The sequence below is a fragment of the Hyphomonas sp. genome (assembly GCF_037969335.1).
Taxonomy (GTDB): domain Bacteria; phylum Pseudomonadota; class Alphaproteobacteria; order Caulobacterales; family Hyphomonadaceae; genus Hyphomonas.
Genome location: NZ_JBBKXE010000175.1, coordinates 1 through 12376, shown reverse-complemented (window position 1 = coordinate 12376; position 12376 = coordinate 1). Strand labels below are relative to the sequence as shown.

Here is a 12376-nt window from a genome sequence, read left to right as displayed (position 1 = left end):
GGTAACGCCGCCCTCGCCTGGCGTGCCGGGCGCACGCTCTTTGTCGGTGCCGTCAGCGTGCTCGTCTTCACGGCCCTGCTCAGCCTGGTGATCGACTTCGATCCGCGCACGCCGGAACTCTACAACCGCACAATCGTGCATCTCGGCGACATCGCCCTTGCCCTCGCCTCGGGCGCCGCCGGCGTGATGGCCCTCAACAAGGGCGCCTCGGCGTCACTGGTCGGTGTCATGATCGCCGTGGCCCTCGTGCCGCCGCTGTCAGCCGCCGGGCTCTATTTCGGGCAGGGCGATATTGGTCTCGCCCTGCGCGGCCTGTTCCTGTTCGCAACCAACCTTGTCTGCATCAATATCGCGGGTATCGCAGCCTTCCTGCTACAGGGCCTGCCGCCCAAACGCTGGCGCATCACGGCTGGCGTGCTCGGCATCTGGATCGCCATCCTGCTGGTCTTCATCGCCATGATCACCGGGCGCATCCTTCTCGGCGTCGCCTGGGCGGGCTAGAGCCGCCAGCGCGCGCCATTCGCGACATCCGGCACGAGGCTTTTCGCCGACACGGCAAACACCCGCTCACCGCCCAGTGCGAACGCCATCAGGCCTTCCGGGAACAGCGGCGCAAAGGCTGCGTCCAGCACGTTCAGCCCGCCGGTAAAGGCGCCCATGGCCGGCATCACCAGCCGCGCCCCGTCGCTGGCAAAACAGCGCCGCCGTACCATGCGCCCGCGCCCCGTCACCTTCGCTGCCGGATGCAGGTGCCCGGCAATCTCGCCCGCCTCGCCCGTCGGCTCGTGCCGGAACACAAGGCTGCCGATCCGCAGAACTTTCGCCGCGCGCCCGCCCAGATAGGCCGGTGGATCGGGATCATGGTTGCCCTCCACCCAGACCCAGTCATGCGCCCCGGTCAGCGCCTTGATCCGCGCCGCATAGGCCTCCGGCAGGCGCAGCTCGGCGGCCCGGTCATGGAAACTGTCGCCCAGCGAGATCACCGTCTTCGGCGTCAGCGCCGCACACAGCCGCTCGACCAGGTCCAGCGTCGCGCCGGTATCATAAGGCGGCAGCATTTGCCCCCGCGCCGAATAGGCGCTGCCCTTTTCAAGGTGCAGGTCGGAGACGACAAGCACACGCTCGGCCGCCCACCACAGCGCGCCCTCCGGCAGCGGCAACAGCATCTCGCCGCCAAGGTGCAGCAGGGTTTCAGAGGGGCGGGCAGCGACGGCAGTCATCCCTGATAGGTGACCCGCAATCGCGCAGCCGTCAACGCGGGCTGTCACCCGCCCTGAAACGGAATTCAAATGTCACGCATAATCACCTGTCTTTACACGGTTTTAAGCTTGTTTTCCTAATGTTGACAGGCCGACAGACAGAAACAAACCGTGATGGGGCCCTGGGGCGATGGTCGAATCTGCAGTCTCCCTGACTGATGCCGTGAGCACCACCCGATGAATCGCGGCTTTTCCCTCTATCTCGATGCGCTTCGCTTTCTCGCCGCGCTCGCCGTCTTTGTCTCGCACCTGGCCTATGCCCGCTTCACGAACGGCAACCTGCAATGGATCCGGGACATCAATCTCGGCAGCGACGCCGTCGTCGTCTTCTTTGTCCTGTCCGGCTATGTGATTGCCTACACGACCTTCGCGCGCGATCGCGGCGCGGCTTCCTATGCCGAGGCGCGGATCGCCCGGCTCTATTCCGTCGTCATCCCGGCCCTTCTCCTCACCTTCGCGCTGGATACGTTCGGCTCATCGCTACAGCCGCAAATCTACGAGGCCGCGTGGTATAATGGCGAAAACAGGATCGGCCAGCTCATCGGTGCGCTGACCTTCTCGACGCAGGTCTGGTCCAGCAATATCAATGTCGGTTCCAACGGCCCGTTCTGGTCGGTCGCCTACGAGGCCTGGTATTATGTCGGCTTCGGAATAGCCGTTTTCTGTCGTGGCCCCATGCGCCTGATCCTGCTGGCGCTGATCGCCTTGGTCGTCGGACCACCCATCCTGCTGCTCGCGCCCTGCTGGCTGCTCGGCGTCGGGCTCGAGCGGGCGCTCCGCCGGGACCACATGGCCACTTTGCCAAAGGCAGCCGCCAGGGGTCTCGCCCTTGCGCCATGGGCGCTCTATGCCGGCGGCCTCGCGCTGCATGTGCCGCAGCACCTCACCGCGCTGACCGATGCCGTGCTTCATGGGCTCGCCCTGCCCGACTACGTGCTCGGCTTTTCCGACGAGTTCATCTGGAATTTCCTGATCGCCCTGTTGATGGCCGCCCATTTCATCGGCGTTCACCGACTCGCTCGCGAGGCCAGCTGGATCAGCGCCCGCGCAGGCACCGCCATCCGCTGGCTCGCCGGCGCGACATTCTCCATCTACCTGTTCCACTATCCGGTGCTCAACTTCCTGCATGGCCTGCCTGCTTTTGACAGCGCCAACCCGGCGCATCAGATCACGCTGGCCGCCGTGGCGCTGGCCGCCTGCTTCCTGCTCGCGGAAGTCTCCGAGCGCCGCCTGCCTTTCTGGAAGCGGTTGGTTGGCCGCCTGCTCGGGCGCCTCGCGGCCAACAGGGCAGAAGCCCCCGCCCCACGGGCCTGACTCTCACTCCCGCATCGCGTCGCGCACCAGCACGTCTTCCGCTTCGCCCAGCACCGCATCCTGCACCGAGGCGCCGAACACTGGCTCGCGGCCCATTTCCAGCATCACCGGCACCGCGAACGGGCTGATACGGTCCAGCGCGTTGTGGTCGATCTTGCCGCGAATGCGCACCAGCATGTCCGACAGCCGCCGCACATCCAGCAGGCCCGTCGCCGCGTCCTGCCGCGCCGCCTGCAGCAAGATATGATCCGGCTCATGGCTGCGCAGCACGTCATAGATCAGGTCGCTGGAAAAGCTCACCTGCCGCGAATTCTTCTCCTTGCCGGGCAGGTTGCGTGCGATCAGGCCCGACACCTGCGCGCAATGGGCAAAGGTCCGATTCATCAGCGCGCTCTCGTCCAGCCACGCCTCAAGATCGTCGCCCATCATGTCGGGATGGAACAGGTCACCCATGTCGAGCCCGGCCATGTCCTCCATCGCCCAGACCGCCATCGCATATTCACTCGCCACGAAACCCAGCGGCTTGGCTCCCATCCGCTCCAGCCGCCGTGTCAGCAGCATGCCCAGCGTCTGGTGCGCGAGCCGCCCCTCGAACGGATAGCAGACCATGTAGTGCCGCTCCCCGCGCGGGAAGGTCTCGACCAGAAAATGATCCGGTGGCGGAATGCTTGAGCGGCGCGCCTGCACGGCGAACCATTCCCGCACCGGCCCCGGCAACGCGTCCCACTGGGCCGGATCGTGGATCATCTGGCGCACCCGTTCGGCGAGGAAAGTCGTCAGCGGGAATTTCCCGCCGTTATAGGACGGTATCGCCGGCTTCTCGCCCACCGCCCGAACCGTCAGCACATCAAGGCCCTCGACGCCAATCAGGCGCAGCACTTCGCCGCCGAACAGAAACGTATCCCCCGGCACCAGGGTCGAGATGAAATACTCTTCGATCTCGCCCAGCTTGCGGCCCGCCCGCACCGCCCGCTTTTCGCCGGGTGCGCCAGCCCCCTTCCCCACGAAACTCGCCAGCCGTACCGACAATTGCACCGCCTCGACAATCGCGCCGACATTCATCCGGTGCTGCTGCGCGTCCTGTGCCGTGCGCGCCACCCAGCGCCCGTCCGGCCGCCGCACGATCCGATGGAACCGGTCATAGGTCTTCAGCGCATAACCGCCGCTCGCCACGAAATCGACAATCCGCTCGAACGTCTCCCAGTCGAGATCCGCATAGGGCGCCGCCCGGATGATCTCCTCATACAGCGGCGCAAGCTCGAACCCGTCACCGCAGGCCCGGCCCATCACATGCTGCGCCAGCACGTCGAGCGATCCCTGCCGCAATCCATCTCCGTCAATCTCCCCGGCCTCGACCGCCGCCTCCGCCGCGCGGCATTCGAGCACTTCGAACCGGTTCGTCGGCACCAGCACGGCCCGGCTCGCCTCGTCCATCCTGTGGTTCGCCCGGCCAATCCGCTGGATCAGCCGCGCCGCGCCCTTCGGCGCCCCCATCTGGATCACGAGGTCCACCTCGCCCCAGTCGATGCCGAGGTCGAGCGTCGAAGTGCACACCACCGCCTTCAGCTGACCCGCCGCCATCGCCGCCTCGACCCGAACGCGCTGGTCCTTCGCCAGCGAGCCATGGTGCAGCGCGATCGGCAGGTTATCGTCATTCACCCGCCACAGCTCCTGGAACATCACTTCGGCCTGGCTGCGCGTGTTGACGAAGACCAGCGCCATCTTGGCGCCCTTGATCGCCTCATACACTTCCGGCACGGCAAACCGCCCGGAATGGCCCGACCACGGAATCCGCTCGCGCGAGACAAGGATATCCACCTCCGCCGAGACACCGCCCTCCGCCCTTATGATCCGCGCCTCCGGCGCCAGCCACCGCGCCAGGGCCTCCGGCTCCTTCACCGTCGCCGACAGGCCGATGAACCGGCAGGCCGGGGCCCAGTTGCCAAGAGTCGCGAGCCCCAGCGACAGCAGGTCGCCGCGCTTCGAGGCCGCCATCGCATGCACCTCATCCACGATCACGCATTTCAGGTCGGCAAAGAAATCCTTCGCATGGTCCGATGCAATGAACAGGGCCAGCTGTTCCGGCGTCGTCAGCAGCACGTCTGGCGGCGTACGCCGCTGCCTCTGGCGCACATGGCTCGGCGTGTCGCCCGTGCGCGTCTCGATCCTTATATCCAGTCCCATATCGCCGACCGGCGCCATCAGGTTGCGCTGCACATCCACCGCCAGCGCCTTCAATGGCGATATGTACAGCGTGTGCAGGGCGGGAATGCCCGTATTCGACCGGCGGCCCTGGTCCTTCAACTCGATCAGGCTCGCCAGGAAGCCAGCCAGCGTCTTGCCCCCGCCCGTCGGCGCGATCAGCAAGGCGCTTTCGCCTGCCAGCGCCGCTTGCGCCAGCGCCATCTGGTGCGGTCTCGGCCGCCAGCCACGCGCGCCAAACCAGCCCGCAAAGGGCTCGGGCAAGGTAAACACGGGGGCGGCGCTATCGGGCATGTCGGGAATTAAACTATCGCAAGACGTGACACTTGCCTCTTTATTTTCAGGCGCGGTTCAGGTGAACCTTGTTGTCTGGCCAGTTCAAGCGCCGCCACAAGGGTCTGATCATGCACCGCTCGCTCCTCCCCCTCGCCCTGTCCGCTCTCCTGCCACTGCAGGCGCTCGCCGGAACCCCGCTCCAGGAGGCGCTCGCCGCCAGTCCGGACGGGCCGCTCTACATATTCGACCTGATCCTTCAGAATGATGGCACCGACGCGATGATGCGGGTCGACCCGACTCGGCCGGAAGGTGAACGCCTCACCGTGATCTCGCCGCCACGGAAAGACTGGAGCGACGATTTCAGGAAGCAGGTCAGAAAGATGGAGGCCGATACCGACAGCGATATCTGGTGCAGCAGCCTCGGCAACAACATTCCGGACGATGCCGCGCTCGAGTCCGAAACCGCCACGACCGCAACCTATACCTATGCGCCCAAGATCGGCGCTGAACCCGGCGACATGGACGACATACTCAAATACCTCAAAGGCAAGGTCGTCGTCGCCAAGGACGCTCCGGCCATCCTGTCGGTCGAGATGGTCGCCGAAAAGGCCTTCAGGCCGTTGCCGATTGCCAGGATCAAACAGTTCGAAATGAAAGTCGCCTGCAACCGCGCCCCCGACGGGCGCACGCATGTCGCCCGCGTCAATGTCGATATCAGCGGTTCGGCCATGATGAAGGATTTCAGCGAGTCCGAAATTCAGACGATCACCAACCTTAAAGCCGTGCCAGAGTCCGGCATGGGCGCGAAATAGGCCCCGCGCCGGACTATTGCCCGGCGAGGAATTTCGCGCGCTCTTTCGGCGACATGTTCTCCAGCTCGGCGTCACGCTCGGCCTGGGCCCTGAGCGCCGCACGCTCGTCATCCGCCGCCTGCAGCGCCATCAGCACGTCACGGGTAAAATCATTGATCTCGAACTTGGCCCCGCCATTCGCATCATAGCCGCGCCGCACGATCACAGCATTCATGCTTGGCGCGATGACGACATACTGGCCCCGGTTGCCCGCCATATAGAACGTGCCCTCGGGAACCCCCGCCGCATCGTTCATCAGCCAGAATTGCGCGCCATAGCCAGGTCCGCTCTCCGGTTGCGCCGGGGCTGGTGTCCGCACGAATTCCGCCCAGCCTTCCGGCAGCAGGCGCTCATTGCCCCACAGGCCGTCCTGCAGGTAGAGCTGGCCGACCCGGGCCAGGTCGCGCGCCGTTGACCAGACCTGGCTCGAGGCGATGAAATCGCCGTTCCAGTCGATTTCCATGGTCGTGTGCGCTGCACCGATCTTGTTCAGCAGACCCTCGTACGGGAAGCGATGGAACGCATTGTCATCGTTCATCGACTCGCGCAGGGACCGCATCGCGATCAGCGTGTCATTGTTGGAATATTTGAACCGCGTGCCCGGCATGGCCTCCAGCACCTTGCTGCCTGCCTGGTCCACCACGCGCCCACCGCCGAAATAGATCCGGTCGGTGCGCGAACCGCTCTCGCCGCTGTCGAGCCCGCTCGCCATGTGCATCAGGTTGCGGATCGTGATCGTCCGGCGCGGATCGGCGCCATTGTTCCAGTCAGCAATCACCGCCGGATAATCGATATCGATCAGGCCGTTGCGCCGGGCCGCACCCAGCACGGTGGCGGCAATCGACTTGCCGGCAGACCATGTCCGCTGCGGCGTTTCATGGTCCACGCCCAGCGCATAGCGCTCGGCCACGACCTGTCCGTCGCGCACGACCAGCACCGCGCTGGTGCGCGTACCATTGCCATAGGTGCGCTCGTCAAAGGCGAACGAGACCGGCGCTTCAAGGCGCTCGGCTTCTTCGGTGCGCAGCTGGATCTTGACGTTCGCGCCGATGGCGCTGCCCCGGTCCTGCGCCGGTGCGGCAGGCCAGCTGGCGAAATGCGGCAGGAAGGAAATCATGCTGGAATCGGCGCCGATCGGCAGCTGCGTACAGCCGAATCCGGGGCGCCAGGCGGCGATGCGCGGCGGCATCATCCCCGAATAGGTCACCGACACCGTCTTCATCGCCGTATTGACCTGCGCCTTTGGCAGCGTGTCGAACGCGCGCTGGTAGTCCGGATAGATGCCGCTGAGATCATTCTGGTCAATCTCGGCCATCGACTGGCCGGCCGTGAACAGGTCGGAACAGGTGAAGGCGGCTTTCCAGCCGGCCGCCAGCGCCAGGTCCATATCATCTGTATTGCCGCCCTCCTGGGCAAAGGCCGCAGAGGCGGATACTGCAAGCGCAGCAAGGGATACGATCACGGCGGACACTGGACGCATGGACAAGTCTTTCCTGTTACGGGTGCCAGTGTATGCACACGATTTCATGTCGCAAGTATGGCGAGGCAGTTAGGGATTTGGCAACCAGTCCTCACCCCTCCAGCAACAACGTGAAGCGCATCCGACCGACCCGCGCTGGACACGTGGCCGAAATGGGCGAATATGTTGGGGCTAACGCAACGGCAGGTGCTCCGGGATGCCGATGGCCCGCCCGACGAAAATGTTGTGGAACCGGCAGACACAGTCGCGATGCCCGGCGGAAATGATGGAGACGACATGACCAGCTTCAAGCTCAACGGAAAACCCTTCACGATCGACACCGATCCCGATACGCCCCTGCTCTGGGTGATCCGGGACGAGGCCAATCTCACCGGCACCAAGTTCGGTTGCGGTGTCGGCCAGTGCGGTGCCTGCACAGTCCATATCGGTGGCGTGGCCGTCCGGTCCTGCATCACACCGGTGAGCACTGTCGACGGCGCGGAGATCACCACGATCGAAGGCCTTGATCCGAACAGCTCGCATCCCGTCCAGGTGGCCTGGCAGGACCTCCAGGTGCCGCAATGCGGCTACTGCCAGTCGGGCCAGATCATGCAGGCCGCCGCAGCGCTCGCCGAGGACCCCAATGTGTCGGACGAGGATATCGACTCGATCATGACCGGGAACCTGTGCCGCTGCATGACCTATACCCGCATCCGGGCCGCCATGCGCCAGGCCGCCGACGCCATGAAGGGAGGCTGAGACTCATGTCACGCTTCACACGCCCCACCGATTCCGCCCCGACCGCTCTCTCGCGGCGCGGCTTTCTCATCACCACGGCCGGCGGCGGTCTCGCCTTCAGCTTCCTGACCGCCTGCGGCGCCAAGGATGCACCGGGTGACGCCACCACAATAGACGCCGAGCCTTACGCCCCCACGCTCTGGTATGCCATCGGCGCCGACGGCGTCGCGACGATCAACATCATCCGCGCCGAGATGGGCCAGCATGTCGGCACGGCGCTCGCGCGGATCCTCGCTGACGAGCTTGAAATCGCGTGGGACAATGTCCGCATCAAGCAGGTCGATTCAGACGCCAAATGGGGCCTCATGGTCACCGGCGGCAGCTGGTCTGTCTGGCAGACCTTCCCGATCTATTCCCAGGCCGGCGCAGCTGGCCGGACCGCATTGATCGAAGCGGGCGCCGCCGCCCTCGGCGTCGACGCCGCAACCTGCACGGCCCGCAATGGCGAAGTCATCTCCGGCAGCCAGAAGATCAGCTATGCCGACATCGTCAAAAAGGGCGTCAACAAGACCTTCACGCCAGAGGAACTCGCTGCGCTCCCGGTCAAGCCTGCCGCGGAACGCCGCCTGATCGGCAAGCCCGTCATGGCGCGCGACATTATGGAAAAGACCAATGGCACCGCCCTCTACGGCATCGACGCCAAGGTCGACGGCATGGTCTATGCCCGGCCCATCATGCCGCCAACGCGCAATGGATCGAAAGTCAATTCCGTTGACGACAGCGCCGCGAAATCGGTGAAGGGCTACCAGCAGAACCTCGTGATCGACGATCCTTCCGGCACCGTGACGGGCTGGGTCATGGTGATCGCAGACACCTATCCGGCAGCCATCAAGGCGGCGGACCTCATCAAGGTCGACTGGACTCCCGGTCCGACATCCAAGGTCTCCGAAAAGCAGATCCAGGACCATGCTGGCAGCCTGCTCGACGACCCGTCGAACGGTGCCATTCTCGACACCGGCGTCACCGACACAACCGCAGCCTTCGCTGCCGCGACGACGAAAGTGGAAGCCACCTACACGACCGGCACTGCGCTCCACATGCACCTCGAACCCGTCAATGCCCTCGCCTTTGAAAAAGACGGCGTGATGGAAATCCACACCGGCAACCAATGGCAGAGCCTCGTCCTGCCATGGCTCGCCACGGCCCTCGGCATGCCGGAAGACAAGATCGTGATGCGCACCTACCGGCTCGGCGGCGGTTTCGGCCGCAGGCTGAACGGTGACTATGCCGTGCCAGCCGCCCTCGCCGCCAAGGCGCTCGGCAAACCGGTCAAGATGGTCCTCACGCGGGAGGACGATACCCGCATGGACTCGGTGCGTTCGCCCAGCGTCCAGCGTCTCCGCCTTGCCGCCGACGCCGATGGCAAGGTCACCGGCATGGAACAGCATGTCGCCGCCGGCTGGCCGACCCAGGTCATGGCGCCTTTCTTCATGCCGAACGGCGTCAACGGGGTGGCCTATGACCCCTTCGCCATCAGTGGCGCGGACCATTGGTACACGGTTGGGGCGCACCGCGTCCGCGCCGTCTCGAACGACCTTGCCAACAGCACGTTCCGGCCAGGCTGGCTGCGGTCGGTCGGGCCCGGCTTCACCAATTGGGCGCTTGAAAGCTTCATGGACGAAGCGGCTCACACGCTCGGCAAGGACCCGGTCGGTTTCCGTCTGGCCCTGCTCGACGGCGCTGGCATCAATGCCGGCTCGGCACCGAACGCCGTCGGCGGCGCGCTGCGCCAGGCCGAAGTCGTGCGGCGTTGCGCCGCCAAGGCTGGCTGGGGCAAAGCCCTCCCCGCCGACACCGGTATCGGACTCGCAACCAGCTTCGGGCAGGAGCGCGGCATGCCGACATGGGTCGCCTGTGCAGCGCAGGTCCATGTCGATCGCGCCAGTGGCCGCGTCACGGTCGAAAAGCTGACACTGGTGGCCGATGCCGGCACGATCGTTGATCCGGACGGCGCGCTGGCGCAGATGGAGGGGGCGTCGCTCTGGGGCCTCTCGCTCGCACTGCACGAGGGCACGGAGTTCGTGAACGGACAGGTCAGGGACCTGAACCTCGGCCCCTACACGCCGCTGCGTCTCGCTGACGTGCCGGACCTCGACATCGGTTTTGTCGAGAGCACCGAAGTGCCGGTCGGCCTGGGCGAACCCGCCACAACGGTCGTCGGCCCGGCCATCGGCAATGCGATCTTCAACGCGGTCGGTGCGCGCCTGCGCCATATCCCGATCACGCCGAAAGCGGTCCTGGCCGCGATCTAGGCCGCCAGCGCTATCCTTAGCGGGTTGCCGCCCCATGCAGGGCGAGGCCTTTGGCGACGGCGCCGAAACGGTCATTGGCTGACAGGGCGGCATTGCTGAATCGCCCTGCCAGCCGGTCCTGCACCAGCGGGATGAAGGTGGAGCCGCCCACCATCACGATATCGGTGACCTGGTCAGGCACCACGCCTGCCCGCTTCAGGCAGTCCACGGCCACAGCATCCATTTTCGAGATCGCCTCATCGATCAGGTCTTCGAACGTCCCGCGCGCAACAAGCCGCTCGAGATGCGCCTCGGGCGTGTCATAGACGAATGTCTGCTGGTCCGCCTCGCTGAGGCCGATCTTTATCTGCTCGGTGCGCTTGGCATAGGTGTGGGCTTCATGGCTGCGCACCAGATGGTCGAACGCCCGTATCCCGCGACTGTCCGGACTGTTCATCATCATCCACTTGATCTGCTTCTGGGTGTCGCGCGTGTAGAGCTTGTTCAGGCTCTTCCAGTCCGACAGGGTCGAATAGGGCGCCGACGGCGCCGGCAGCCCGTTCAGCGCCAGCGTCTCGCCATGCCCGAACAGGTGCGAGAGCTCGAAGAAGCTCAGCATGTGATCGAAATCATTGCCGCCAACGTAGAGGCCCGTACTGCCGAGCACGTCGAATCCGGCATTGTCGGGCGATATGCGCACGACCGAAAAATCCGACGTGCCGCCGCCGATATCGACCACGAAGATCAGCTTTTCCCGGCCGGTCGGAAAAGCCACCGACCGCGCCGCCGCCACCGGTTCTTCGAGGAATTCGACATGGGGAACACCCGCCGCGTGGAGGCAGGCTTCCAGGATGGTCTGCGCACGCTTGTCGAGATCGGCATGCTTGTCATTGAACGAGACCGGGCGGCCCTGGATGACGGACTCGACGCGCTGCCCCGTCTGCGCTTCCGCAATGGCAATCACCCGGCGCAGGAAATGCACGATCACGTCACGGAATGGCAGGCGCCGTCGGCCAAGTTCCGTCGTCTCGTCAATCAGCGACGAACCGAGGACCGACTTGATCGAGCGCATCAACCGGCCCTCTTCGCCGGACTCATAGGCGCTCACCGCCTGCGAACCGATCGCGTACTCGCCGGAATCCAGGCCGTAGAACACCGCTGTCGGGATCGACGTCGCGTCCGGCTCCAGCGCAACCAGGGCGGCGCCATCCGGACCGCGAAACGCGATCGACGTGTTTGATGTGCCGAAATCGATGCCAATCTGCATGGGGAGCGCCCTTGATGCGAGGAATGCGGCCCAGTCGCCTACCCCACTTGGCCGCAAAGCGGAAGGGACCGCATCCAGCCCCTTCCCCCCATCCCGCAATTGCCTACATTCAGGGCATGCTCCGGCCCGACCTCCTCCTGCAGCCGACGCCCAAGGGCCTCTACTGCCCGCCGGGGGATTTCTATCTCGATCCCGTGCGCGGCGCGGTTGACCGCGCCGTCATCAGCCATGGCCATTCCGATCATGCACGCGGCGGCCACGGCAAGGTGCTCGCCCACCCGGACACGCTCGCCATCATGGCCTGCCGCTATGGCCAGAATTTCGCCAAATCCACGCAGAGCCTCGAATATGGCGAGACGGTCGAGATCAATGGCGTCACCGTCTGGCTGGCGCCCGCAGGGCACATCCTCGGCTCAGCCCAGGTCGTGGTCGAGCACAAGGGCCTGCGGATGACCTTCACCGGCGACTACAAGCGCCGTTTTGACCCGACCTGCGCGACGTTCGAGCCGGTCCTCGGCACGCATGTGTTCATATCCGAGGCGACCTTCGCCCTGCCTGTCTTTCGCCACCCGGACACCGGCGGCGAGATTGCCCGCCTCCTGCACAGCCTGCAGGCCTTTCCCGAACGCGCCCATTGCATCGGCGCCTATTCGCTCGGCAAGGCCCAGCGCGTGATCCGCCACCTGCGGCTCGCAGGCTATGACGAGCCCATCTTCATC

General features: G+C 65.2%; 9 protein-coding genes and 1 pseudogene. 6 read left to right on the top strand and 4 right to left on the bottom strand.

The annotated features are described in order from the left end of the window. A partial coding sequence (locus AADA04_RS13070; RefSeq protein ID WP_340693712.1) for a DUF389 domain-containing protein occupies nt 1–501 on the top strand: 501 nt, incomplete at its 5' end. On the opposite strand, the gene pdeM is transcribed toward AADA04_RS13070, so the two are convergent. Continuing rightward, nucleotides 498–1220 carry a ligase-associated DNA damage response endonuclease PdeM gene (gene pdeM / locus AADA04_RS13065; protein WP_340693711.1) on the bottom strand — a complete coding sequence of 241 codons (723 nt, stop codon included), beginning with the start codon at nt 1218–1220 and terminating at the stop codon, nt 498–500. The genes AADA04_RS13070 and pdeM overlap by 4 nt on opposite strands. A 216-nt stretch (nt 1221–1436) precedes the next feature. On the opposite strand from pdeM, the gene AADA04_RS13060 reads away from it, so the two are divergent. Then, nucleotides 1437–2573 (top strand): acyltransferase, encoded by a 1137-nt coding sequence (locus AADA04_RS13060; RefSeq protein ID WP_340693710.1) that lies wholly within the window; start codon nt 1437–1439, stop codon nt 2571–2573. Nucleotides 2574–2576: 3 nt separating this feature from the next. Here AADA04_RS13060 and AADA04_RS13055 read toward each other — a convergent pair whose 3' ends face one another. Then, nucleotides 2577–5069: a ligase-associated DNA damage response DEXH box helicase gene (locus AADA04_RS13055; protein WP_340693709.1), complete on the bottom strand. Its 2493-nt coding sequence runs from the start codon at nt 5067–5069 to the stop codon at nt 2577–2579. Nucleotides 5070–5179: 110 nt separating this feature from the next. Here AADA04_RS13055 and AADA04_RS13050 point away from each other — a divergent pair, with 110 nt between their 5' ends. Further along, on the top strand, nt 5180–5863 hold the full coding sequence (locus AADA04_RS13050) for a hypothetical protein (protein WP_340693708.1): 684 nt from the start codon (nt 5180–5182) through the stop codon (nt 5861–5863). Nucleotides 5864–5876: 13 nt separating this feature from the next. Here AADA04_RS13050 and AADA04_RS13045 read toward each other — a convergent pair whose 3' ends face one another. Next, a complete protein-coding gene (locus tag AADA04_RS13045; RefSeq protein ID WP_340693707.1) occupies nt 5877–7382 on the bottom strand; it encodes a serine hydrolase in 1506 nt (501 codons plus the stop codon). 276 nt (nt 7383–7658) lie between these two features. Between AADA04_RS13045 and AADA04_RS13040 the strand changes: the two genes are divergently transcribed. Together AADA04_RS13040 and AADA04_RS13035 are read left to right on the top strand one after the other, a co-directional pair. After that, entirely contained in the window at nt 7659–8120 is a 462-nt protein-coding gene (locus tag AADA04_RS13040; RefSeq protein WP_340693706.1) for a (2Fe-2S)-binding protein, read from the top strand. Nucleotides 8121–8125: 5 nt separating this feature from the next. After that, on the top strand, nt 8126–10411 hold the full coding sequence (locus AADA04_RS13035) for a molybdopterin cofactor-binding domain-containing protein (protein WP_340693705.1): 2286 nt from the start codon (nt 8126–8128) through the stop codon (nt 10409–10411). Nucleotides 10412–10427: 16 nt separating this feature from the next. Here the strand turns inward: AADA04_RS13035 and AADA04_RS13030 are convergent, their stop codons facing one another. Continuing rightward, a complete protein-coding gene (locus tag AADA04_RS13030) occupies nt 10428–11657 on the bottom strand; it encodes an Hsp70 family protein (RefSeq protein ID WP_340693704.1) in 1230 nt (409 codons plus the stop codon). A gap of 116 nt (nt 11658–11773) precedes the next feature. Here AADA04_RS13030 and AADA04_RS13025 point away from each other — a divergent pair. Further along, a pseudogene (locus tag AADA04_RS13025) lies at nt 11774–12376 on the top strand (DNA ligase-associated DEXH box helicase); the annotation flags it as partial.